The organism is Pantoea sp. CFCC18179 (assembly GCF_059412405.1).
Genome location: NZ_JBNBPM010000014.1, coordinates 95,777 through 119,191, shown reverse-complemented (window position 1 = coordinate 119,191; position 23,415 = coordinate 95,777). Strand labels below are relative to the sequence as shown.

Genomic DNA, 23,415 nt, shown 5'->3' with positions numbered 1-23,415 from the left:
GATACTTTCTCAGTCCAGGGCATAGTGAGTCTCCTCTGCTATGCCGTTTATAACTGTTACCCATGTGCCCGGTCTAAAGTGTTACCCATGTGGCCGGTTTGTACCTAAATGGCGACCCTACGAAAACCCGCGCTCTGTCGTTGTAGGGTCGCCATTTATGGTGACCAATAGCAATCTGAATCGCAGGCAATAAAAAACCCCGGACTGGCCGGGGTTTGATATTAAGCAGTGAATCTAAGCTTACGCGCTTTCCGGACGGGTTGCCGGTGCAGTAGCTTGATGCGTTGCGCTGTGACCACCCGCAGAACCACGACCTTCGAAGTCAAACGCTGGGCGAACCCAATCGCTGTGACGAACCGGTTCAGGTTCCCACGCCGGTGCCGGTGCTTTGGTCATCGGTGCGGTAGCGTGATGTTTGAAACGCGTTGCCACAGTGGTGACTGCTGTGTCACGAGCCGCAACCGGCGCATGAGGTTCCGTCACAGCGGCAACTTCCGCTTCAGCAGCAACTGGCGCAGCCAGCACTTCTTCCACTTGCGCTTCAACTTCTGGCGTCACATCCGCCGGGGCCTGTTCAACAACTTCAGCGACAACTTCAGGAACTTCGGTCACTTCAGGTTGCGCTTCTGCGACTTCTGCAACCGGTTCAGCTTGTGCCGCAGTTTCTTGAGCAACCTGCTCGTCAGCCGCTGGGATGACCGCAGGCTCTTCGTTGACAGGTGCAGCAATTGGCGTGACATCATCGGTGTTCACCACAGGCACATCAACGTGTGCTACCGGTTCAGCCTGATGAACCACTTCCTGTGCAGAAGCTTCTTCAACCACGGATTCAACAGCGATTGGCTCAACAACAGCCGGTTGTGCTTCAGCAGCATCAACTTGTTGGTAGCCGTAATCGGTGACTTCATGCATTGCATCTGGCGTAGAGAGCTGCTCGTGCGTTTGCGCGACTGGGTAAGTGATCCACACTTTGCCTGACGCCATTTCTGGTGAGGCAGCAGCAGATTCCAGCGGCATCGCAGACTGCGTTGGGTAACGCTCATCACGATAACGGCGACGGCGCTGACCGCTCACGCGCAGATGACGTGGCGAACGACGTGAACGACGCGGCATATTGGCGTTATCACGGTTTTCGTTGTCATCCTGCTCATCATTGACGGCTTCAGGTTGCTCGTGGAACTGTGCGCGCGGCGCGGTTTCAACGGCAGGTTCATGCATCACCGGCGCTGGCGCTTCGGCGACCACTTCTGCGGCCTCACCAACACGCACACGCTGCGAAAGCTGACGCTGTTTACGGCGTGGCATCACCTGTACGCGTTCTTCTTCCTGCGCCACGTTTTCATCAGCAACGGCAGGTTGAACGGCGGTTTCAACCGCTTTCTGATCCTGCTGTTGAGCACGCTTTTCTTCCTGACGGCGACGCTGACGATCGGCACGCTGCTCGCGACGTTGTTGCTGCTGCTCATCACGCTGCTCAAGCGCTTCATCACTCAGAACTGGACGTGGTTCACGCGGTTCATTGTTACGCTTGTTGCGACGATTATCCTGATTGTCACGCGGTTCGCGTGCTTCACGAGGCTCACGCGCTTCACGCGGCTCGCGAGGTTCACGGCCTTCGCGTTGTGCATTTTCACCGTTGCGCGGTGTACGTTCACGGCGGTTGTTGCGACGATTATTGTTGTTGCGGCGCTCACCACGTTGCTGAGTATTTTCAGACTCAGTAGCGGCTGGCGCTTCTGGCTGGGTTTCCACTGGCGCTGGCGCCGGGGTATCGCCCGCAAACAACTTCTTCAAACCGCCCAGCAAACGCGCGACGAAACCAGTGCTGGCAACAGCTGGCGCTGCAACCGCAGGTTTGGTCTTCGTTTCCGCAACAGGCTGACTTTCTTTAACCATTTCAACCGGGGCAGGTGGCGCATCTGGCATCGCGAAGGCGGCCAGGGCAGGCTGCTCCGGACGACGGCGCTCAGCGTGCTCCTCTTCAGAAGGCAGCGCCATTTCCGCTTCATGCAGCTTCGGCAGGTGATAGCTCAGCGTTTGCGTTTCTTCGCCATTGCGAACACGCAGCACGGAGTAATGTGGCGTTTCCATCTGATCGTTTGGCACGATGATGGCACGCACGCCGCCTTGACGTTTCTCGATGGCGCTGACTGCATCACGTTTTTCGTTCAGCAGGTAAGACGCGACCTGAACAGGCACAATCGCATGCACTTCTTTGGTGTTGTCTTTCAACGCTTCTTCTTCAATCAGACGCAGAATCGACAGTGACAGCGATTCGTTATCACGAATGGTGCCGGTGCCGCTACAGCGTGGGCAGACGTGATGGCTGGATTCACCCAAAGAAGGACTCAGGCGCTGACGTGACATCTCCAGCAGGCCGAAACGCGAGATGTGGCTGATTTGAATACGCGCACGGTCCTGACGCACCGCTTCACGCAGTCGGTTTTCCACCGCGCGCTGATGGCGCACTGGCGTCATATCAATGAAGTCGATAACAATCAGGCCGCCCAAGTCACGCAGACGCAATTGGCGAGCAATTTCATCAGCGGCTTCGAGGTTAGTGTTATACGCGGTTTCTTCGATATCGCCGCCGCGGGTAGCACGCGCGGAGTTGATGTCGATTGCGGTCAGTGCTTCGGTGCTATCAATAACAATCGAGCCGCCTGATGGCAGACGCACTTCGCGCTGGAAGGCGGATTCAATCTGCGATTCGATTTGATAGTGGCTGAACAGCGGGATTTCACCGGTGTACAGTTTGATTTTGCTGCTGAAGTCCGGACGACCCAAGGCAGCGATATGCTGACGTGCCAGTTCCAGTACTTTCGGGTTATCGATGAGGATTTCACCAATATCCTGACGCAGATAGTCGCGGAAGGCACGTACGATGACGTTGCTTTCCTGATGGATCAGGAACGGTGCTGGACGGCTGTCGGCGGCTTTCTTGATGGCTTCCCAATGCTTCAAACGGAAGCTGAGATCCCACTGCAATGATTCAGCGGACTTGCCAACACCGGCGGTACGAACGATTAAACCCATGCCATCTGGCAGTTCCAGCGCGGACAGAGCTTCTTTCAATTCGGTACGGTCGTCACCCTCGATACGGCGCGAAATACCGCCCGCACGTGGGTTGTTTGGCATCAAAACTAAATAGCTACCGGCCAGTGAAATAAAGGTGGTCAGTGCTGCACCCTTATTACCGCGCTCCTCTTTATCAATTTGAACGATAACTTCCTGACCTTCACGCAGCACATCTTTGATATTCGGACGACCATGTGCGTTGTAATTGGCGGGGAAGTATTCGCGGGAAATTTCTTTCAGAGGGAGGAAACCGTGACGCTCTGCACCGTAATCAACAAATGCAGCTTCAAGGCTAGGTTCAACGCGGGTGATTTTACCTTTGTAGATGTTGGCTTTTTTCTGTTCGTGTCCAGGACTTTCAATATCCAGATCGTACAGACGTTGTCCATCAACCAGGGCAACGCGCAACTCCTCCTGCTGAGTTGCGTTAATTAACATTCTTTTCATCGTGACTTACTCGTTATTCTCACATGAGTGATGTAGCTGCGGGCATCGTTACCCTGGACGAGAATCAACCGATGGCCCCGTGTCTTAATGCACTGACGTCAACCTCACGGTTGTCGGCGGCTAAAGGGGCGCAAATCTTGTCGGTGGCCTGTTTTTCATAAGGAAATCCAGCGCCTGAAGGTGGAATAGTTACAGAGTATTCAGAAATCCACACATCCTAGTCTGTCGTCCAGGCCGCAACCCGCAGCCCGCTAAGTGCCTGATTTAACATTACGTCTTACGCCATTGCTGCGTGTCCGTTCAATCCGGCAAAATGACTTATTTCGCTCTTTTTCCTGCCTGAATCTTTCCAGGACAGAAACCCCCGCATTATTCCATTGCTAACCAACATATAGCAAGGCGACTTTTGCCAAGCTGCGAAGTTTATTCATCCATAACCTGTTCATTTGCAGGGCTAATCATCGCACCGCTGAAAATGTCACCATTTTGACCGTTTCATGACGCGACAAAGAGAGAGTTAAGCACAGAAAAAGGGGTGGCGCTATCAAGGCACACTAATTAGAATCGCCGCCATGAAAACAGAGAATCCCGGCGTACATTTTGTCGCCATCACGGCTGAAAATGCCGGACAACGAATTGATAACTTTTTGCGCACCCAACTCAAAGGTGTGCCGAAAAGCATGATTTATCGCATTTTGCGTAAAGGTGAAGTGCGGGTGAACAAAAAACGCGTTAAGCCGGAATACAAACTGGAAGATGGCGATGAAATTCGCATTCCGCCGGTGCGCGTAGCGGAACGTGAAGAGCAGGCTGTTTCACCGAAGCTGGATAAAGTCGCGGCATTGACCAACGCGATTCTGTATGAAGATGATTATCTGATGGTGATGAACAAACCTTCGGGCACCGCGGTGCACGGCGGTAGCGGTTTGAGTTTTGGCGTGATCGAAGGACTGCGCGCATTACGTCCAGAAGCGCGTTTCCTTGAGTTGGTGCATCGTCTTGACCGCGACACTTCGGGCATTCTGCTGGTGGCGAAAAAGCGTTCGGCACTGCGTTCGCTGCATGAGCAGCTGCGCGAGAAGGGGATGCAGAAAGATTACCTGGCGCTGGTGCGCGGTGATTGGCCATCGCACCTGAAAGTGGTGCAGGCGCCGCTACTGAAGAATATTCTGCAAAGCGGCGAGCGCGTGGTGCGTGTCAGCGCGGAAGGCAAACCTTCTGAAACGCGCTTTAAGGTCGAAGAGCGTTTTGGTTTTGCCACCTTAGTTAAAGCCAGCCCGGTGACTGGACGTACACACCAGATTCGTGTGCACACGCTGCACGGCGGTCATCCGATCGCTTTCGACGATCGTTACGGCGACCGTGATTTTGATGCGCAGCTCAGTTCAACCGGTTTGTCGCGCCTGTTCTTGCATGCTGCCGCGTTGACCTTCACCCATCCGAACACTGGCGAAGTATTACGGATGGAAGCACCGCTGGATAGCGCGCTGAAAAATTGCCTCGCTAAACTGCGCCAGAAAAAAGACTGATTATCCGGGCATCAATACAATGCGTTGATGCCCACTTTTCTTAACATCTCATCTAACGCCATCAGCGGTAAGCCAATTAAGGTGTTGGGATCGCGACCTTCCAGCCGTTCAAATAAACAAATCCCGAGTCCTTCACTTTTAAAGCTCCCTGCACATTGAAGCGGCTGTTCTTTCTCGACATAGCCACGAATCTCTTCAGCGCTTAAGCGGCGGAAGTGCACGTTAAAGGGTTCGCAAATAACGTACTGTTGGCCGCTTTGAGGGCGGATCAACGCCAGACCGGTATAAAAGGTGATCACATTGCCGCTCGCCGCTGCCAATTGCTGGCAGGCTTTTTCTACCGTATGCGGTTTGCCGGTGATCTTGCCCTCTAATACGCAGACTTGATCGGAGCCAATGATCCAATGTTCCGGATACTGTGCCGCCAGTGCCTGCGCTTTGGCGACGGCCAGACGCTGCACCAACTCGGGCGCGGATTCGTTCGATTGTGGCGTTTCATCGCAATCAGGCGCGGCAGTAATAAAAGGTAGACCCAATTTACCTAATAGCGCCTGACGAAAAGGGGAGGTAGAAGCTAAAACCAAAGGTGTCATCATTTTTTTTCAGAATAGATAGCGTAAAGATGACAGTCATTTTAAACTATGCGCCGCACTGGATGCGACTAACGGGTGAAAGATGCCGTAAACCGGCCTTTTTCTTTGACTCTATGACGTTACAAAGTTAATATGCGCGCCCTATGCAAAAGGTAAAATTACCCCTGACGCTCGATCCGGTCCGCGCCGCGCAAAAACGCCTTGATTATCACGGCGTTTATGCACCTGAATTGGTGGCGCGCTTGGCCGAAACGGTCGTGAGTGTGGACAGTGATGTTGAATGCGATATGTCGTTTGCGGTTGACAACCAGCGTCTCGCCGTTCTGCAAGGAACAGCGGAAGCGCAGGTGACTTTGTCATGTCAGCGCTGCAACCAATCGTTTCCCCATCATATCCACGTAAGCTATTGCTTCAGTCCTGTCTCTTCGGATGATCAGGCCGAGGCACTACCGGAAGCCTACGAGCCAGTTGATGTCAATGATTTTGGTGAGATCGACTTGCTGGCAGTGATCGAAGATGAACTCATCCTCGCGCTGCCCGTGGTTCCGGTGCATGATTCTGAACACTGTGAAGTGTCCGACGCGGACATGGTATTTGGCAAATTGCCTGAAGAGGCAGAAAAACCAAATCCCTTTGCCGTATTAGCCAGTTTAAAGCGTAAGTAATAGGAGTAAGGTCCATGGCCGTACAACAGAATAAACCAACCCGTTCTAAGCGTGGTATGCGTCGTTCACACGATGCTCTGACCACTGCTGCTCTGTCAGTAGATAAAGTTTCTGGCGAAACTCATCTGCGTCACCATATCACTGCGGATGGTTACTACCGCGGTCGCAAGGTTATCACCAAGTAATCCTTGCGGTTACGCAAGGCGATACCTTGACACGTTTGACCCTGGCAGTTGATGCCATGGGCGGGGACTTCGGTCCCTGCGTGACAGTGCCTGCATCCTTGCAGGCACTGGCCTCTCATTCGGAGCTGGTTCTTCTTCTGGTCGGCGATCCCGACATCATCTCGTCATTTCTTGCCAAAGCGGATTCCTCGTTACAGAGGCGTGTGCAGGTTATTCCTGCCGAATCGGTTATTGCAAGTGATGCCAAACCTTCCCAGGCGATTCGTAACAGCCGCGGCAGTTCGATGCGCGTGGCGTTAGAGTTGGTAAAAGAAGGCAAAGCGCAAGGCTGTGTCAGTGCGGGCAATACCGGCGCATTGATGGGCTTGTCGAAACTGTTGCTTAAGCCGCTGGAAGGCATAGAACGTCCGGCGCTGATGACGGTGTTGCCGCATCAACAGCACGGCAAAACGGTGGTACTGGATCTCGGTGCTAACGTGGATTCCGACAGCGACATGCTGGTGCAGTTTGCGATTATGGGCGCAGTGATGGCCGAGGAAGTACTGGAAATCGCCCAGCCGCGTGTGGCGCTGCTAAATATTGGTCAGGAAGAGACCAAAGGGTTGGAAACTATCCGTACCGCATCTGCGGTGCTGCGAGCGTCGCCGCAAATCAACTATATTGGTTATCTTGAGGGGAATGATCTCCTCACCGGCAAAACGGATGTGCTGGTCTGTGATGGCTTCGTGGGTAACGTCACGTTGAAAACCATGGAAGGCGTGGTAAGAATGTTTCTTTCTCTGCTGAAATCATCAGGGGAAGGAAAAAAACGGGCTTGGTGGCTTAAATTGCTGGGACGCTTTATTCAAAAGCGTCTGGCTAAACGTTTCGGCCACCTCAACCCCGACCAGTACAATGGCGCTTGTCTGTTAGGATTGCGCGGAACAGTGATCAAAAGCCACGGTGCGGCGAATCAACGTGCGTTTGCCGTGGCGATAGAGCAGGCAGAGCAGACGGTGCGGCGGCAAGTCCCAGAGAGGATTGCAGCGCGCCTTGACACTGTATTAGCCAGGAGTGACAAAGCGTAGATGTTTACCAAAATTATCGGTACGGGCAGCTATTTGCCTGAGCAGATTCGCTCCAATGCGGATCTGGAAAAAATGGTGGAGACTTCGGACGAGTGGATTGTCACACGTACCGGTATTCGTGAGCGTCGCATTGCCGCACCGGATGAAACCGTTGCGACTATGGGCTTCACCGCAGCACAACGTGCGTTAGAAATGGCAGGTGTTGATGCCAATGACGTTGGGCTGATCATTGTGGCGACCACGTCCTCCAGCCACGCCTTCCCAAGTTCAGCGTGCATGATCCAGCAAATGCTGGAAATCAATGATTGCGCTGCCTTCGATTTGGCTGCTGCTTGTGCAGGTTTTACCTATGCACTCAGCGTGGCCGATCAATACATCAAAAATGGTGCGGTTAAGCATGCGCTGGTGATCGGCGCGGATGTGCTGGCCCGTACGCTCGATCCTGAAGATCGCGGCACTATTATTCTGTTTGGTGATGGAGCAGGTGCGGTGGTTCTCAGCCAAAGTGAAGAACCGGGCATCCTTTCTACGCATCTGCACGCTGATGGCCGTTACAGTAAACTGTTAACGCTGCCTTATCAGGATCGTGCGCATCAGGATGAGCCAGCTTATCTGACCATGGCGGGTAATGAAGTCTTCAAAGTGGCCGTGACTGAACTGGCCCATATTGTTGATGAAACCCTGCAAGCCAATAACCTTGACCGTGAACAGCTTGATTGGCTGGTGCCGCACCAGGCAAATCTGCGCATTATTAGCGCAACCGCGAAAAAGCTGGGGATGGGCATGGATAAAGTGGTGGTCACGCTTGATCGTCATGGCAACACCTCAGCCGCATCGGTGCCAAGCGCGCTCGACGAAGCGGTGCGCGATGGTCGTATCAAGCCAGGACAACTGATTCTGCTGGAAGCCTTTGGTGGTGGTTTCACCTGGGGTTCCGCGCTGGTTCGCTTTTGATAGACAGGAACAGTAGATGACGCAATTTGCATTTGTTTTCCCGGGACAGGGATCGCAGACCGTCGGTATGCTTGCCGAACTGGCTGCGGAAAACCCGCAGGTTGAAGCCACTTTTCGAGAGGCTTCAGACACACTGGGCTATGACTTATGGCAGTTGGTTCAACAAGGACCGGCTGAAGAGCTGAACAAAACCTGGCAAACGCAGCCAGCATTGTTGGCGGCTTCTGTCGCGATCTATCGCGTATTGCAAAGCAAAAATGCGCCGCAGCCAACGATGATGGCGGGCCACAGCTTGGGTGAATATTCCGCGCTGGTATGTGCTGGCGTACTGAATTTTGCTGATGCGATCAAATTGGTCGAACTGCGCGGCAAATTGATGCAGGAAGCGGTGCCAGAAGGTACTGGCGCGATGCAGGCGATTATCGGTCTTGACGATGCGTCAATCCGTAAAGCCTGTGAAGAGAGCGCACAAGGCCAGGTGGTTTCACCGGTTAACTTCAACTCGCCAGGCCAGGTGGTTATCGCCGGTAATAAAGAAGCGGTTGAACGTGCCGGCGCAGCGTGCAAAGCCGCGGGTGCTAAACGTGCGCTGCCGTTGCCAGTGAGCGTCCCATCACACTGTGCATTGATGAAGCCAGCGGCCGATAAACTGGCGGTTGCGCTGGAAAATATTACGTTTAACGCGCCAGCCGTGCCGGTGGTGAATAACGTTGACGTGAAATGCGAAACCGATGGCGCTGCGATTCGCAGTGCGCTGGTACGTCAGCTGTATAGCCCCGTTCGCTGGACCGAATCGGTCGAGTTTCTTGCGGCGCAGGGCGTTGAACAGTTGCTGGAGATCGGTCCAGGTAAAGTCCTGACCGGTCTGACCAAACGTATTGTGGATAGCCTGAGTGCTGCTGCCGTGAACGACTCTGCTTCACTGAGCGCAGCACTTACACAGGAATAAGAGGAAAAACATGAGCTTTGAAGGTAAAGTAGCGCTGGTTACCGGTGCAAGCCGTGGTATCGGTCGTGCCATCGCGGAAACGCTGGCTGCGCGCGGTGCTAAAGTGGTCGGAACGGCCACCAGTGCAAGCGGTGCGGAAGCAATCAGTGCTTACCTCGGTGACAAGGGCAAAGGCCTGCTGCTGAACGTCACCGATGCCGCCTCAATTGAGAGCGTCCTCGAACAAGTTCGCGCCGAATTTGGCGAAGTGGACATTTTAGTCAATAATGCAGGCATTACGCGTGACAATCTGTTGATGCGCATGAAAGACGATGAGTGGGCGGATATCCTCGATACCAACCTGACATCGGTCTTCCGTCTTTCTAAGGCGGTTATGCGTGCCATGATGAAAAAACGCGTGGGCCGTATCATTACCATCGGTTCTGTAGTTGGAACCATGGGTAACGCGGGTCAGGCAAACTATGCGGCAGCAAAAGCAGGTTTGATTGGCTTTAGCAAATCACTGGCGCGAGAAATTGCGTCACGTGGCATTACTGTAAACGTCGTAGCACCGGGCTTTATTGAGACGGATATGACGCGTGCACTGAACGAAGATCAACGTTCGGGTATTTTGGCAGAAGTGCCAGCAGGTCGTTTAGGCGACCCGCAGGAAATTGCCAATGCTGTTGCATTCTTAGCCTCTGACGAAGCAGCCTACATCACAGGTGAGACGCTTCATGTCAATGGCGGCATGTACATGGTCTGATAATCACGAAAACATTTGCTTTATCTGCGGTAAACACCGCAGAATAACGCAAAATCGTGGTTCGACCAGCCGGGATTTTGTTGCATCTTTTTCAACATTTTATACACTACGAAAACCATCGCGAAAGCGAGTTTTGATAGGAAATTAAATAGTATGAGCGATATCGAACAACGCGTTAAGAAAATCGTAGCTGAGCAGCTGGGTGTTAAAGAAGACGAAGTGATTAACACTGCTTCTTTCGTTGAAGACCTTGGTGCAGATTCTCTTGACACCGTTGAGCTGGTAATGGCTCTGGAAGAAGAGTTTGATACTGAAATTCCAGACGAAGAAGCTGAGAAAATCACTACCGTTCAGGCAGCGATCGATTACATCAATAGCCATCAAGGCTAATGAATATCTTCAGGCGGTCACCTCGACCGCCTGAGTTTTATGTTTGCCCCACATAGCGTTATTTTTTCCCTCCCTGGAGGACGTACGTGTCTAAGCGTCGTGTAGTTGTGACTGGTCTTGGCATGTTGTCTCCTGTCGGCAATACCGTAGAGTCTACCTGGAGTGCTCTCCTTGCCGGTCAGAGCGGCATCAGCTTAATCGACCATTTTGATACTAGTGCCTACGCAACACGTTTTGCGGGCTTAGTAAGAGATTTCAATTGCGATGATTTCATCTCGCGCAAAGATCAGCGCAAGATGGATGACTTCATCCAATACGGCATCGTTGCTGGCATTCAGGCTATGGCAGACTCAGGTCTGGTTGTAACCGAAGAGAATGCTGGTCGCATTGGTGCGGCAATCGGTTCTGGCATTGGCGGACTGGGTTTAATCGAAGATAACCACAGCTCGCTGGTCAACGGTGGACCGCGCAAAATCAGCCCATTCTTTGTGCCTTCTACCATCGTTAACATGGTGGCAGGACATCTCACCATCATGTACGGCCTGAAAGGCCCAAGCATCTCAATCGCCACGGCATGTACTTCTGGTGTGCATAACATCGGCCATGCTGCGCGTATCATCGCGTACAACGATGCGGATGTGATGTTGGCAGGTGGTGCAGAGAAAGCCAGTACGCCATTGGGCGTGGGTGGATTTGGTGCTGCGCGCGCGCTCTCCACGCGTAACGACAATCCTCAGGCGGCAAGCCGTCCGTGGGATAAAGATCGTGACGGTTTCGTGTTGGGTGACGGTGCAGGCATTATCGTACTGGAAGAGTACGAACACGCGAAGAAACGCGGTGCGAAGATTTATGCTGAAATCATTGGTTTTGGCATGAGCAGCGATGCCTATCACATGACGTCACCTCCAGAAGACGGTTCAGGTGCAGCAGCGGCAATGGTTAACGCCTTGCGTGATGCGCAGTTGAATGCGGAGCAAATCGGTTATGTCAACGCGCACGGCACTTCGACGCCAGCCGGTGACAAAGCGGAAGCGCAGGCGGTGAAATCGGTGTTTGGTGCGGCAGCCAACAGCGTGATGGTGAGTTCCACCAAATCGATGACTGGCCACTTGTTGGGCGCGGCGGGCGCAGTAGAAGCGATTTATTCGATTCTGGCGCTGCGTGACCAGGCGATTCCACCAACCATCAACCTCGACAATCCAGACGAAGGTTGTGACCTTGATTTCGTGCCAAATACGGCGCGTCAGGTCAGCGGACTGGAGTACACCTTGTGTAACTCCTTTGGATTTGGCGGCACTAACGGCTCGCTGATCTTCCGTAAGGTCTAATCGCTACTTAGCCATATCGAGGCCCGCAATGCGGGCCTTTTTTCTATCTAACGTGGAATGGGATCGGCAACATGTGGATAAACGGTCAACTGCAAACCGAGCTTTCAGCACGCGATCGCGCGGTGCAATTTGGTGATGGCTGTTTTACTACCGCTGCGGTACGCAACGGCAATGTGCTGCTGCTCCACGCCCATCTGCAACGGCTCAAAGAGGGTTGCGAGCGCCTCTTCATGCCGGTGACAGACCTGCAACAGCTTGAAGCTGAAATGCGTCACGCCGCCAGCGGGCAAGATCAGGCGGTGTTAAAAGTGATTCTCACGCCGGGCGCTGGCGGGCGAGGATATAGCCGCGCAGGCTGTGATTCTCCCACGCGTATTATGGCGCTTTCGGCTTGGCCGCAACATTACGCCACGTTGCAACAGCAGGGCGCACTGCTACAAACCAGCCCGATTCGTCTGGCGCGCAATCCATTGCTGGCAGGCGTCAAGCATCTTAATCGGCTGGAACAAGTGTTGATCCGCCAGCATCTTGACCAGACGGGCGGCGATGAGGCGCTGGTGCTTGACACTGAAGGGACGGTGGTGGAATGCTGTGCGGCCAATTTATTCTGGCGCAACGGCGATGAAATTTACACGCCACGCCTTGAACAGGCGGGTGTTGATGGCATTATGCGCCGTTATCTGATGGCACAGATGGCTGCATTTGGCCAGACTTGTCATCTGGTTGAAGCAAAGCGGGACGCTATAATCAACGCCGATGAAGTGGTGATTTGCAATGCGCTGATGCCAGTTTTACCCGTACGCCAAATTGACGATGTGACGTTCACCGCTCGCTCGCTGTACCAGCAACTGCGCGCCAGTTGCCTGAAGATGGAAGCATCATGACTCGAATGAAAAAAATTCTCGCCAGTGTAGTGGCGATTGCCGGCCTTGGTGCCGCCTTTAGCTATTGGCAGATCGAACGTTTAGCCGATACGCCGTTAACCATCCAGCAAGAAACCATTTATACGCTGCCAGCCGGTAGCGGTCGCGTAGTGTTGGAAGCACAACTGGAAAGCCAGCACATCATTCCAAAAAGTATCTGGTTTGGCCCGTTGCTGAAACTGGAGCCAGAACTGGCGCGTTTCAAAGCCGGCACTTATCGGCTGGAGTCCAACATGACGGTACGCCAGTTGCTGCAATTGCTGGCGAGCGGCAAAGAAGCACAATTCCCGGTGCGTTTTATCGAGGGTTCTCGGTTGAAAGAGTGGCTCGAAGAGCTACGTAAAGCGCCGTATATGAAGCACACGTTGACCGATGATCAATTTGCCACGCTCGCCGCCGCGCTCAAGCTGGACGTAAATGAACTGGAAGGCAGTTTCTATCCTGATACCTATCTCTACACCGCCAACACCAGCGATGTTGCAGTACTCGAGCGTGCGCATACGCGTATGAAAAAGCTGGTCGATGAGATTTGGCAGGGGCGCATGGAGAATCTGCCTTATAAAAAAGAGCAGGATCTGCTCACCATGGCGTCAATCATTGAGAAAGAAACCGGCGTGAGTGAAGAACGTGCGCGCGTGGCGTCGGTATTCATCAACCGCCTACGTACCGGCATGAAACTGCAAACCGATCCAACGGTAATTTACGGTATGGGTGATAGTTACACCGGTACCATTACGCGTAAGAATCTCGAAACGCCGACCGATTACAATACCTACACTATTAGCGGTTTGCCGCCGGGCCCGATTGCGATGCCGAGCCGCGCATCGTTGGAAGCTGCCGCGCATCCGGAAAAAACCAATTACCTCTATTTTGTCGCGGACGGCAAAGGTGGACACACCTTTACCACCAATCTCGCCAGCCACAACAAAGCCGTACAGGTCTATCGGCTGGCAATGAAGGAAAAAAATGAAAAGTAAGTTTATCGTCATTGAAGGCCTGGAAGGCGCAGGCAAAACCACCGCGCGCGATGCGCTGGTTGCCGTGCTCAATGAGCAGGGTATTCATGATGTGGTTTTCACCCGCGAACCTGGCGGTACACCGCTGGCCGAGAAACTACGTGTTCTGGTCAAGCAAGGCATTGAGGGCGAACAGGTTACCGATAAAGCCGAATTGCTGATGCTGTATGCGGCGCGGATACAACTGGTTGAGAACGTGATAAAACCAGCTTTAGCGCGTGGTGCGTGGGTGGTGGGCGATCGACATGATCTCTCTTCGCAAGCTTATCAAGGCGGCGGACGAGGTTTGGATACCACGCTGATGACTACATTGCGTGATGCGGTGCTAGGCGATTTTCGTCCTGATCTCACGCTTTATCTTGACGTCACGCCGGAGATTGGTCTGCAACGTGCGCGTGCTCGCGGCGAGTTGGATCGCATTGAGCAGGAATCACTGCGTTTCTTTGAGCGTACACGTGAACGCTATCTGGCCCTGGCGGCACAAGATTCTGCCATTATTACCATTGATGCCACACAAAATATTGATGAGGTGACGTTGTCACTTAAATCAACGCTACGTAACTGGCTGGCAGGTCAATCATAATGAATTGGTATCCGTGGCTAAATCAGCCATATCGGCAGATTATTGCCCGCCACCAAAGCGGCCAGGCGCATCACGCCTTATTAGTACAGGCGATTGCCGGCATGGGCGATGACGCGTTGATTTGGGGCGTGAGCCGTTGGTTAATGTGTTTGCAACCCGATGGATTAAAGAGTTGCGGGCATTGCCACGGTTGCCAACTGATGCAAGCGCAAACTCATCCCGATTGGTATCGCCTCGAAGCCGAGAAGGGCAAAGCGTCGCTTGGTATTGATGCTGTTCGTGATGTGACTGAAAAGCTCTATCACTTTGCTCAGCAAGGTGGCGCGAAAATCGTCTGGTTGCCCGATGCGGCGCAGCTCACCGAAGCTGCGGCTAATGCGCTGTTGAAAACGCTGGAAGAGCCACCCGCCAACTGCTGGTTTTTCCTCAGCGTGCGTGAACCCTCGCGCTTGCTGGCAACGCTGCGCAGCCGCTGCATGACCTGGCATTTATCGCCGCCGGAAGAGGCACACAGTCTGCATTGGTTGCAAAAACAGCAGCCACAGCCGGAAATGAAACTGCGCGCTGCGTTACGTCTGAGTAATGGCGCTCCTGCGGCGGCCTTAACGTTGTTACAGCCTGAGCGCTGGCAGGCACGTGAAACTCTGTGTGAAACGCTGTTAAAAGCCCTCAATGGCGATGTGCTGCAACTACTTCCCGCGTTGAACAGTGACGATGCCGCCGAGCGCCTAAGCTGGCTGATTTCATTGCTGGTGGATGCAATGAAAGTGCAGCAGGGCGCAAGTCAGTGGTTAAGCAATGGCGATCGTCCCGATGTGGTCAATCAGCTGGCACAACAGCTGAATAGCAGCGCACTGAATAGCTGCGCACAACAATGGATGCAGTGCCGCGATCGGCTGTTGCAAGTCGCGTCATTGAACCGAGAATTAATTCTGACCGATTGTTTACTCGCCTGGGAACGTTTGCTCACGCCCGCGACAATCGGCTAAGCCTAAAGAGATAAGTATGTTTATTGTGGATTCGCACTGCCACCTTGATGGCCTCGACTATGAAAAACACCATCGTGATTTGGATGATGTGATCGCCAAGGCCGCGGCGCGCGATGTGAAGTTTATGCTGGCGATCGCCACAACCTTGCCTGATTACTACAAAATCAAACAATTGGTCGGCGATCGCGACAACGTGGCGCTCGCTTGCGGTGTCCATCCGCTCAACCAGGAAGCGCCATACGATGTTGAAGAGTTCCGCCGCCTGGCTGCGGAAGAGCGNGGTCGGCGATCGCGACAACGTGGCGCTCGCTTGCGGTGTCCATCCGCTCAACCAGGAAGCGCCATACGATGTTGAAGAGTTCCGCCGCCTGGCTGCGGAAGAGCGCGTTGTGGCGTTGGGTGAAACCGGGCTGGATTACTTTTATCAGCAGGAAACCAAGGCGCAGCAACAAGCTTCTTTCCGCGAGCATATCCGTACCGGCATCGCCCTAAATAAACCGATCATCGTGCACACTCGCGACGCGCGCGACGATACGCTGGCAATTCTGCGTGAAGAGCAGGTGGAAAAATGCGGCGGTGTGCTGCACTGTTTTACCGAAGATAAAGAAACCGCAGCTAAGTTGCTCGACTTAGGGTTCTACATCTCGTTTTCCGGCATTTTGACTTTCCGCAATGCTGAGCAGATCCGTGACGCCGCGCGCTATGTGCCACTGGATCGTATGTTGGTGGAAACCGATTCGCCATATTTGGCGCCAGTACCGCATCGCGGCAAAGAGAACCAACCGGCGTTTACCCGTGATGTCGCCGATTACATGGCGGTATTGAAAGGCGTTGATATCGAAACGCTGGCTGCTGTGACCACTGAAAACTTCTCCCGCCTGTTCCACATTCCGATGAGCCGTCTCGGCGGCTAACCGCTTTATTTCAAACTCTGTAATTAATCAGAAATTGACCCACTGCACTGTGCCTTAACCGGCGCAGGCAGTGTTTTATTGCTGTTTATTACACCAAGTCAGTAAGAAATGACTGAAATCACAAGTGCTTCCTTAACGAAATGTGATGGCCGTCAATTTAACATTTAGCGATTTATTTTACTCTTCGTAATAAATCAAAAGACGCTCAGCGTCACCCGGCGAAGGATCCTCCCCCTGAGCCATGCGCACCGCGCTAAAAATTGCACTCATACTCAGGAGTTTCTATGTTCAAGAACGCATTTGCGAACCTACAGAAAGTGGGTAAATCGCTGATGTTGCCGGTATCGGTTCTGCCGATTGCCGGTATTTTGTTAGGTGTTGGTTCTGCAAACTTTAGCTGGCTGCCGGCGGTGGTTTCTCACGTCATGGCGGAGGCGGGTGGTTCAGTGTTCGCCAATATGCCGCTGATTTTTGCCATCGGTGTGGCATTGGGTTTCACTAATAACGACGGCGTCTCGGCGCTGGCAGCGGTGGTGGCTTACGGCATCATGGTGAAAACCATGGCAGTCGTTGCACCATTGGTACTGCATTTACCGCCTGCGGAAATCGAAGCCAAACATCTGGCAGATACCGGGGTACTCGGCGGGATTATCGCCGGTTCAATCGCGGCGTACATGTTTAATCGCTTCTACCGCATCAAACTGCCTGAGTATCTTGGCTTCTTTGCCGGTAAGCGTTTTGTACCAATCATCTCGGGTCTGACGGCGATCTTCACCGGTGTAGTGCTGTCGTTCATCTGGCCACCAATCGGTACCGCGATTCAGGACTTCTCACAATGGGCTGCCTATCAGAACCCGGTTGTAGCCTTTGGTCTGTATGGCCTGATTGAGCGTTCGCTGGTGCCGTTTGGTCTGCATCACATCTGGAACGTACCTTTCCAGATGCAGATTGGTGAATTCACCAACGCCGCAGGTCAGGTGTTCCACGGTGACATTCCACGCTATATGGCAGGCGACCCAACCGCAGGCAAACTGTCGGGCGGCTTCCTGTTCAAAATGTACGGTTTGCCAGCGGCAGCCATTGCCATCTGGCATTCAGCGAAACCTGAAAACCGCGCCAAAGTCGGCGGCATCATGATCTCTGCGGCGTTGACCTCGTTCCTGACCGGTATTACCGAGCCGATCGAGTTCTCCTTCATGTTCGTGGCACCGATTCTGTATGTGATCCACGCCATTCTGGCTGGCCTGGCATTCCCAATCTGTATTCTGTTGGGCATGCGTGATGGCACCAGCTTCTCACACGGTTTGATCGACTTTATCGTGCTGAGCGGCAACAGCAGCAAAATCTGGCTGTTCCCGGTGGTCGGGGTTATCTACGGCCTGATTTATTACAGCGTATTCCGTTTCCTGATTGTAAAACTGAACCTGAAAACGCCAGGTCGTGAGGACACCGCAATGGAGCAAAGCAGTGCAACCGGCAGCGAAATGGCGGGCAAACTGGTCACCGCATTTGGTGGCAAAGAGAACATCACCAACCTTGACGCCTGTATTACGCGTCTGCGTGTGAGCGTGGCGGATGTGGCGAAAGTGGATCAGGCGGAACTGAAGAGCCTGGGCGCACGTGGCGTAGTGGTCGCGGGTTCCGGTGTGCAGGCGATCTTCGGTACTAAGTCCGATAACCTGAAAACGGAAATGGACGACTATATCCGCAGCATGTAATTAAGGTTGCAGAGCAGCTCCTCTGCCGCCGCTGCATCGCACTTTTACATCGGTGCAATAAAATGCCCTCAACTGAGGGCATTTTTCATTATAAATACACGCGCAAATACTCGGTCAAACACAGCAGCGCCATAGCCTGACCGTACGGCATTGATGTCAGCGGCACCTGGCGGTAATACTCCAGATCGCTACCCATCGCGGTACCAAACGACACCTGTTTCAACTCACCTTGCTGATCGATATTGCCAATCACACCGCGTAACGCTTTCTCTGCCATCGGCAGATATTCAGCGGGCAAATAATGTTTGCGTACCGCTTTCAAAATCCCGTAGGCAAAACCGGCCGTTGCCGAGGCTTCCGGGTAACTATTGGGATCATCGAGCAAGGTGTGCCACAAACCGCTGCTGTGCTGGCAGGTACTCAAAGCCTTAACCTGGCTTGCTAACACTTGTTGCAGGAAGCGCCGCGTGGCGTGTTGTTCCGGCCAATTCATCATTTCGAGGAAGTCGGGGATCACAATCGTCAACCAACTGTTGCCGCGCGCCCAACGCGCATTGGCAAAATTGTGGCGTCCTTCAAAAGTCCAGCCGTGGAACCAAAGGCCAGTTTGGCGATCCATCAGGTATTGGGTGTGAATCAGGAACTGATAGCTGGCTTCTTCGACGAATTCAGGGCGATCCAGTAACTGGCCGATTTTCGCCAGCGCCATCACGCTCATCATCAACGTATCGTCCCACAACTGCTGGGTGTTCTCGTTGTTATAAACGATATGCTGTAAGCCGCCTTGCTCGGTACGCGGCATCTCATACATCACCCATTCAGCCCAACGTTCCAGCACCGGGCGCCATGCAGCATTGCGCGTTTCTTCATAACGATAAGCCAGCGTCAGGAATGGACAAACCGTATTGACGTTCTTGGTGGGCGTACCTTCTGCTAGCCGCGCTTTGAACCAATCATCAATAATCTTCAACGTCGCCTGATCGCCGGTCTGCTGATAGTAATGCAACATGCCGTACAAGCCGATGCCGTGCGTCCACTCCCAGCCGTGCCAGCCCTTGGTATCAATCACCCGACCATCATCCAGTCGCAGCAAAAATTCGCCGCTGTGATCGGTAATATTCACCAGATTGTCGGTTACACGTTGAATCAGTTGTACCAGCTCAGCGCGTGGCAGCAGATATTCCGGCTGGCGCAACAGCGCGCTGTGTTTTACGGGAAATACAGTCATGGTTCATTCCTGTGATTGATCAAAGTTGGGATAGAGGCTAAAACGCGCGGCTGGCGCGGTAACGGTGATGCGGCAGGTTTGTGGCGGTTGAGATAGCCAACGTTGTTATTGCCCCACAAATTTTCATACGGCATGCCCGCCAGGGTTTCGACGATTTCACGCGCCTGCGGCGTAATCTGTTCCGGCACCACGTGTCCAGCGGCACGCATCTTCAGCGTCTCTTCACGCAGCACGGTGTGGGTTTGCAGGTTGAGCTTAAAGCGCAGGGAAATGATAAAGCCGCAGGTCAGTACGCAAAGAGTGCCGACGCTGAGAATCGCCAAAATGGTATGACCGACAGCAGGCGCTTGCGTCGCATGGCCAGAAGAAAATCCGGCCAGTTGCAATACGATGCCGACGAACATCACCGCACCTGCCTGCGAGGCTTTGCGCGTCAACGTCATGATGCCGGCGAAAATGCCTTCGCGGCGTTGCCCGGTGATCACCTCATCCACATCGGCGATATAGGTGTACGTATTCCACGGCACATAATTAATGCCGCCGCGACCCAAACCGGCGAAAGCGGAAATCAGCACCAGCAGTGCGAAGTTGTCATTCATGCCGGTGTACCACAATCCAGCGTAGGAGAGGGCGCTAAGCCCAAACAGTACCACCACCATGCGATAGGCGGGCGCCGGACCAAGGCGAATGCACAGCGGGATCATCGCCATCACCGCAATAAACTGCATCACCGCCATAGTGCCCATCAGATTTGAGGCGATTTGCGCGCTTTGCATCAACACAAACACCACATACCAGGTGAAGACGGCGTTGAACACGTCCTGCGCGATGTAGCCGCCGAGGTACATGCCCAAATGCTGACGGAAGATACGAATCCGCAGCGTGGAGGCCAATTCGGTATACAGACGTTTGAGACTTTGCAGCAGCGTGAGCTGTGATTTTTCTTGCTCAGCACGACGCGATTCGGCTGAAAAATCGTCCGGATCGCGTTCCCAGGTAAACAGCCACACCAGCGTTAGTACCAGCGCGCAAATCACGGAGAACACCAGGCTGGCGTAGAAAAAGGAGATGGGATTGTCTTTGCCAAACCAGCCAATTAACACGCCAGGCAGGAAAGCCGCCAGAATCGCTGAAAGTTGTGCCAGGCCGATGCGCGCGCCGGAGAAGCGGGTTTTCTGTTTGAAATCATCGGTCATCTCTGGCACCAGTGTTTCGTACGGCACCAGAATCATGGTGTAGACCATATCGAACAGCAGATAGGTCAGCAGATACCACCAGAAACTCATGTCGCCAACCCACATCAGGCTGTAACTGAATACGCATGGGATGCCGAGCAGAATAAAGAATTTGCGGCGACCAAAACGTTTGCCGAGCCAGGTCGAGCCGAAGTTATCAGTCAGGAAACCCATCAGCGGGCTGACCACCGCATCCAGCACGCGCGCGGCGGCAAAGATGAAGGTGGCTTGAATCGGCGAAAGCCCACAAAAGGTGGTGTAGAAGTAGAGCAGCCAGGCGGCAGTGAGCGCCGTGGTGCCCGCGCCGAGGAAATCCCCGGAACCGTAAGCCAGATAATGGCCCAAACCAATCTTACGAGAGCGCATGGCAGGTTCTCCTTGAAATAGGCGGTAAACACATCCCTCATCACTCCGTACAACTCGCTCGGATTGGATTGAAAATAAGGCGGCTCAGACCGGCAAACCTTCGCGATTTCGCAACGATTTAAGGATCGGTGGCAAAATCACAAAGAAATTGGCGCGATATCTCTAATTTATAAAACAGCGTTTCATTTTTGTGGTTAATCAGGTGTTAAAAATGCGAGGCGCTGCACAATGTGTTGCCGAGTGGAAAAAAACGGCGCAAAGGCAGGCATTTAATCGAGGAAATGTGGTCCTGAGGTTGAAAGAAATGGAATTCCTCACGCATACTGCCTGACTGAACTCAGGCTTAAGGAAATGCACCATGGCTGAAGAAACCATTTTCAGTAAAATCATCCGTCGCGAAATCCCCGCTGACGTGGTTTATCAGGACGAACTGGTCACTGCCTTTCGTGATATCGCGCCCAAAGCGCCGACCCACATTTTAATTATTCCGAACGTATTGATTCCCACCGCCAACGATGTGCAAGCCGCACATGAGCAGGCGCTGGGCCGCATGATCACCGTGGCGGCGAAAATTGCGCGTGATGAAGGGATTGCCGAAGATGGCTACCGCTTGATCATGAACTGCAATAGCCACGGCGGGCAGGAGGTTTATCACATTCATATGCACCTGGTTGGCGGTCAGCCGCTGGGCCCGATGTTGGCTATCTAACGCAGGCGATACCGATGATGCGTCAATGGCTGAGCGGCTTGTTATTGTTGACCCTGGCGGGTTGCAGCAGTGATAAGCCGATGATCAATACCTCGCAGTCGCTGGTGATGGAATCCGCCGTATTATCCGCGGGCATCATTACTGATGAGCCGACGCTGACCGAACGTGACGGCCAGCAACGTGCCTTAAGCGTGCTGTACAACCAGCGTGAAACGCCGGTGAAAGTGCACTATCGTTTCTATTGGTACGACGATAAAGGGCTGGAAATCACGCCAGAAGAGCCAGCGCAAACCCAAATCGTACCGGCCCATGGCAGTGTGGAAGTCGCCTCACAAATGGGCAATCCGACCGCCAGCAAGGTGCGTCTCTATCTTTATCTTTGAGGAGTAAGCTGTGATTCGCAGTGTAAAACGTTCGGGCGCGCTGTTATTTGCGCTAATGCTCACCGGTTGTGTGGTGAAACAACAAACGCCGGCACCGGTAGAACCAACACAGCCGACCACGCCAACCCAGCCGGTAGAACCGCCAACCCAGCCAGTGCCGCCGCCGGAAAATGTGCCACAACCGCCGAAGCTGAAAACCATCAACTGGGATGCCAGCGTCCAGCCTTTAGTAGGCAAGATGGTGCAATCATCGGGCGTGAATCCGGGTAGCGTGCTGCTGGTGGATCGCATCAAGAACAGCACCAACGGATCGCTGCAAACCGATAAGGCCACCGATGCGATTCAGAACGCGCTGGCGAATAACGGCAAATTCACGCTGATCACCCCAGAACAGCTGGCGCAGGCCAAGCAAACGCTGGGCTTATCGCCAGATGACAGCCTGAATTCGCGCAGCAAAGCGATTGGCCTGGCGCGTAACGTCAACGCGCAATATGTGTTGTACAGCAACGCGCAGGGCGATGTGAAAGCGCCAACGCTGCAAATGCAATTGATGTTGGTGCAGACCGGCGAAATCATCTGGTCAGGAAACGGTGTTGCACAACCCTGATCCGCAGCTGCAACAATTGATTCAGCAACAATGGCCGACGGCGCAAGCTGCCGGTCATTTTTTCGCGCTGCCGGGATTGAGCGGACAGAGCGTGCATGTGCGAAGTGAAAGCGTGGAGTTGCTGGCGCGTCGTGCGCCGCTGCAGCCGATTCCCTTTGTCGATCGTCAACGCGAATATCGCGTGCTGCGCCAGTTGCGGCATGCTGACGTGGGGCCGCAGCCATTGGCGTGGCGCGATCCGTGGCTGCTGCAAAGTTGGCTGCCGGGTGATGTGCTGAGCAACGCACAGTTTAATCAGCAGCGCGAAGACGTTTTGGCGCTGTTGCAGCGCCTGCATCAGCAGCCGCTCACCGGCTATCGTTTACGTCTGGCGCCGCTGTTGCAGCGTTATTGGCAACTGTGCCAGCAGCGTCACTGGCGCTGGCAGCGCCGTTTGCAGCGCTTGTTGCAGCAAGGCGAGCCGCACCCGCTGCGCCTCGCGCCATTACATATGGATGTGCATGCGGGAAACCTGATTGCCACGCCTGCCGGTTTACGCCTGATTGATTGGGAATATGCCGCCGATGGCGATGTGGCGCTGGAGCTGGCGGCAGTCTGCGCGGTTGATGGCGATACGCGAGCGGCGTGGATTGCCGGTTACGCCGAGCGCGCGCATCTTGATGAACATCAGTTGGCGCGTCAAATGCAGCGCTGGCAGCCGTGGCTGCATCTTTTAATGGCGAGCTGGTATCAACTGCGCGCCGAGCAAAGTCACGACGAGACATTACAACAGTTGGCGCAGGCCAGCTGGCAGGATCTTTAACTCAGGATTTAA

General features: G+C 53.7%; 22 protein-coding genes and 1 pseudogene. 19 read left to right on the top strand and 4 right to left on the bottom strand.

Annotation, left to right across the window (positions count from 1 at the left end; all coding sequences use genetic code 11):
- Window positions 1–240: 240 nt before the first annotated feature.
- Complete coding sequence (gene rne, locus ACPUC7_RS20690; protein ID WP_494924303.1) at window positions 241–3,525, bottom strand: ribonuclease E; 3,285 nt, start codon at window positions 3,523–3,525, stop codon at window positions 241–243.
- A 572-nt stretch (window positions 3,526–4,097) separates the two neighbouring features.
- Between rne and rluC the strand changes: the two genes are divergently transcribed.
- Window positions 4,098–5,054 (top strand): 23S rRNA pseudouridine(955/2504/2580) synthase RluC, encoded by a 957-nt coding sequence (rluC, locus tag ACPUC7_RS20685; RefSeq protein ID WP_494924302.1) that lies wholly within the window; start codon window positions 4,098–4,100, stop codon window positions 5,052–5,054.
- Window positions 5,055–5,065: 11 nt separating this feature from the next.
- Here the strand turns inward: rluC and ACPUC7_RS20680 are convergent, their stop codons facing one another.
- Window positions 5,066–5,647 carry a Maf family protein gene (locus tag ACPUC7_RS20680; RefSeq protein ID WP_494924309.1) on the bottom strand — a complete coding sequence of 194 codons (582 nt, stop codon included), beginning with the start codon at window positions 5,645–5,647 and terminating at the stop codon, window positions 5,066–5,068.
- Between the two features lie 143 nt (window positions 5,648–5,790).
- Between ACPUC7_RS20680 and yceD the strand changes: the two genes are divergently transcribed.
- From yceD to ptsG, 14 genes and pseudogenes are all read left to right on the top strand, one after another.
- Window positions 5,791–6,312, top strand: coding sequence for a 23S rRNA accumulation protein YceD (yceD, locus tag ACPUC7_RS20675; RefSeq protein ID WP_494924301.1), 522 nt, complete (start codon window positions 5,791–5,793; stop codon window positions 6,310–6,312).
- Window positions 6,313–6,326: 14 nt separating this feature from the next.
- Window positions 6,327–6,497, top strand: coding sequence for a 50S ribosomal protein L32 (rpmF, locus tag ACPUC7_RS20670; RefSeq protein WP_007885783.1), 171 nt, complete (start codon window positions 6,327–6,329; stop codon window positions 6,495–6,497).
- 26 nt (window positions 6,498–6,523) lie between these two features.
- Window positions 6,524–7,564, top strand: coding sequence for a phosphate acyltransferase PlsX (gene plsX / locus ACPUC7_RS20665; protein ID WP_494924300.1), 1,041 nt, complete (start codon window positions 6,524–6,526; stop codon window positions 7,562–7,564).
- A complete protein-coding gene (locus ACPUC7_RS20660; RefSeq protein ID WP_494924299.1) occupies window positions 7,565–8,518 on the top strand; it encodes a beta-ketoacyl-ACP synthase III in 954 nt (317 codons plus the stop codon).
- Between the two features lie 16 nt (window positions 8,519–8,534).
- Window positions 8,535–9,467, top strand: a complete 933-nt coding sequence (gene fabD, locus ACPUC7_RS20655) for an ACP S-malonyltransferase (protein WP_494924298.1) — start codon at window positions 8,535–8,537, stop codon at window positions 9,465–9,467.
- Between the two features lie 10 nt (window positions 9,468–9,477).
- Window positions 9,478–10,212: a 3-oxoacyl-ACP reductase FabG gene (fabG, locus tag ACPUC7_RS20650; protein WP_007885776.1), complete on the top strand. Its 735-nt coding sequence runs from the start codon at window positions 9,478–9,480 to the stop codon at window positions 10,210–10,212.
- Between the two features lie 153 nt (window positions 10,213–10,365).
- Window positions 10,366–10,602, top strand: a complete 237-nt coding sequence (gene acpP / locus ACPUC7_RS20645) for an acyl carrier protein (RefSeq protein WP_007885774.1) — start codon at window positions 10,366–10,368, stop codon at window positions 10,600–10,602.
- Window positions 10,603–10,688: 86 nt separating this feature from the next.
- On the top strand, window positions 10,689–11,930 hold the full coding sequence (fabF, locus tag ACPUC7_RS20640) for a beta-ketoacyl-ACP synthase II (RefSeq protein ID WP_494924297.1): 1,242 nt from the start codon (window positions 10,689–10,691) through the stop codon (window positions 11,928–11,930).
- A gap of 71 nt (window positions 11,931–12,001) precedes the next feature.
- Window positions 12,002–12,814 carry an aminodeoxychorismate lyase gene (pabC, locus tag ACPUC7_RS20635; RefSeq protein WP_494924296.1) on the top strand — a complete coding sequence of 271 codons (813 nt, stop codon included), beginning with the start codon at window positions 12,002–12,004 and terminating at the stop codon, window positions 12,812–12,814.
- Window positions 12,811–13,830 carry an endolytic transglycosylase MltG gene (gene mltG / locus ACPUC7_RS20630; protein ID WP_494924295.1) on the top strand — a complete coding sequence of 340 codons (1,020 nt, stop codon included), beginning with the start codon at window positions 12,811–12,813 and terminating at the stop codon, window positions 13,828–13,830. Before pabC ends, mltG begins: the two co-directional genes overlap by 4 nt.
- Window positions 13,820–14,452, top strand: coding sequence for a dTMP kinase (gene tmk / locus ACPUC7_RS20625; protein WP_494924294.1), 633 nt, complete (start codon window positions 13,820–13,822; stop codon window positions 14,450–14,452). The genes mltG and tmk overlap by 11 nt, the downstream gene beginning before the upstream one ends.
- Window positions 14,452–15,441, top strand: a complete 990-nt coding sequence (holB, locus tag ACPUC7_RS20620; RefSeq protein ID WP_494924293.1) for a DNA polymerase III subunit delta' — start codon at window positions 14,452–14,454, stop codon at window positions 15,439–15,441. The genes tmk and holB overlap by 1 nt, the downstream gene beginning before the upstream one ends.
- 47 nt (window positions 15,442–15,488) lie before the next feature.
- A pseudogene (locus ACPUC7_RS20615) lies at window positions 15,489–16,352 on the top strand (TatD family hydrolase); the annotation flags it as partial.
- A 287-nt stretch (window positions 16,353–16,639) separates the two neighbouring features.
- Window positions 16,640–18,073 carry a PTS glucose transporter subunit IIBC gene (gene ptsG / locus ACPUC7_RS20610; protein ID WP_494924292.1) on the top strand — a complete coding sequence of 478 codons (1,434 nt, stop codon included), beginning with the start codon at window positions 16,640–16,642 and terminating at the stop codon, window positions 18,071–18,073.
- Window positions 18,074–18,161: 88 nt separating this feature from the next.
- Here ptsG and bglB read toward each other — a convergent pair whose 3' ends face one another.
- Window positions 18,162–19,301, bottom strand: coding sequence for a beta-galactosidase BglB (gene bglB, locus ACPUC7_RS20605; protein ID WP_494924291.1), 1,140 nt, complete (start codon window positions 19,299–19,301; stop codon window positions 18,162–18,164).
- A complete protein-coding gene (locus ACPUC7_RS20600) occupies window positions 19,298–20,902 on the bottom strand; it encodes an MFS transporter (protein WP_494924290.1) in 1,605 nt (534 codons plus the stop codon). Before ACPUC7_RS20600 ends, bglB begins: the two co-directional genes overlap by 4 nt.
- Window positions 20,903–21,260: 358 nt before the next feature.
- Between ACPUC7_RS20600 and hinT the strand changes: the two genes are divergently transcribed.
- From hinT to thiK, 4 genes are read left to right on the top strand one after another with little or no spacing between them, the layout of a single operon-like run.
- Entirely contained in the window at window positions 21,261–21,611 is a 351-nt protein-coding gene (gene hinT / locus ACPUC7_RS20595; protein ID WP_007885755.1) for a purine nucleoside phosphoramidase, read from the top strand.
- A 17-nt stretch (window positions 21,612–21,628) separates the two neighbouring features.
- Entirely contained in the window at window positions 21,629–21,994 is a 366-nt protein-coding gene (locus ACPUC7_RS20590) for a YcfL family putative periplasmic lipoprotein (protein ID WP_343553214.1), read from the top strand.
- Between the two features lie 10 nt (window positions 21,995–22,004).
- On the top strand, window positions 22,005–22,601 hold the full coding sequence (gene lpoB, locus ACPUC7_RS20585; protein ID WP_343553202.1) for a penicillin-binding protein activator LpoB: 597 nt from the start codon (window positions 22,005–22,007) through the stop codon (window positions 22,599–22,601).
- A complete protein-coding gene (gene thiK, locus ACPUC7_RS20580) occupies window positions 22,588–23,403 on the top strand; it encodes a thiamine kinase (RefSeq protein WP_494924308.1) in 816 nt (271 codons plus the stop codon). The genes lpoB and thiK overlap by 14 nt, the downstream gene beginning before the upstream one ends.
- Window positions 23,404–23,415: the final 12 nt, after the last annotated feature.

Excerpts from the sequence above, each read along its gene's own strand:
- rpmF (WP_007885783.1), top strand. The coding sequence starts at position 6,327 with ATGGCCGTACAACAGAATAAACCAACCCGTTCTAAGCGTGGTATGCGT.
- ACPUC7_RS20590 (WP_343553214.1), top strand. The coding sequence starts at position 21,629 with ATGCGTCAATGGCTGAGCGGCTTGTTATTGTTGACCCTGGCGGGTTGC.
- acpP (WP_007885774.1), top strand. The coding sequence starts at position 10,366 with ATGAGCGATATCGAACAACGCGTTAAGAAAATCGTAGCTGAGCAGCTG.
- ACPUC7_RS20660 (WP_494924299.1), top strand. The coding sequence starts at position 7,565 with ATGTTTACCAAAATTATCGGTACGGGCAGCTATTTGCCTGAGCAGATT.
- mltG (WP_494924295.1), top strand. The coding sequence starts at position 12,811 with ATGACTCGAATGAAAAAAATTCTCGCCAGTGTAGTGGCGATTGCCGGC.
- hinT (WP_007885755.1), top strand. The coding sequence starts at position 21,261 with ATGGCTGAAGAAACCATTTTCAGTAAAATCATCCGTCGCGAAATCCCC.
- tmk (WP_494924294.1), top strand. The coding sequence starts at position 13,820 with ATGAAAAGTAAGTTTATCGTCATTGAAGGCCTGGAAGGCGCAGGCAAA.
- holB (WP_494924293.1), top strand. The coding sequence starts at position 14,452 with ATGAATTGGTATCCGTGGCTAAATCAGCCATATCGGCAGATTATTGCC.
- bglB (WP_494924291.1), bottom strand. The coding sequence starts at position 19,301 with ATGACTGTATTTCCCGTAAAACACAGCGCGCTGTTGCGCCAGCCGGAA.
- rne (WP_494924303.1), bottom strand. The coding sequence starts at position 3,525 with ATGAAAAGAATGTTAATTAACGCAACTCAGCAGGAGGAGTTGCGCGTT.
- fabG (WP_007885776.1), top strand. The coding sequence starts at position 9,478 with ATGAGCTTTGAAGGTAAAGTAGCGCTGGTTACCGGTGCAAGCCGTGGT.
- ACPUC7_RS20680 (WP_494924309.1), bottom strand. The coding sequence starts at position 5,647 with ATGACACCTTTGGTTTTAGCTTCTACCTCCCCTTTTCGTCAGGCGCTA.
- yceD (WP_494924301.1), top strand. The coding sequence starts at position 5,791 with ATGCAAAAGGTAAAATTACCCCTGACGCTCGATCCGGTCCGCGCCGCG.
- rluC (WP_494924302.1), top strand. The coding sequence starts at position 4,098 with ATGAAAACAGAGAATCCCGGCGTACATTTTGTCGCCATCACGGCTGAA.
- ACPUC7_RS20600 (WP_494924290.1), bottom strand. The coding sequence starts at position 20,902 with ATGCGCTCTCGTAAGATTGGTTTGGGCCATTATCTGGCTTACGGTTCC.
- ptsG (WP_494924292.1), top strand. The coding sequence starts at position 16,640 with ATGTTCAAGAACGCATTTGCGAACCTACAGAAAGTGGGTAAATCGCTG.
- fabD (WP_494924298.1), top strand. The coding sequence starts at position 8,535 with ATGACGCAATTTGCATTTGTTTTCCCGGGACAGGGATCGCAGACCGTC.
- pabC (WP_494924296.1), top strand. The coding sequence starts at position 12,002 with ATGTGGATAAACGGTCAACTGCAAACCGAGCTTTCAGCACGCGATCGC.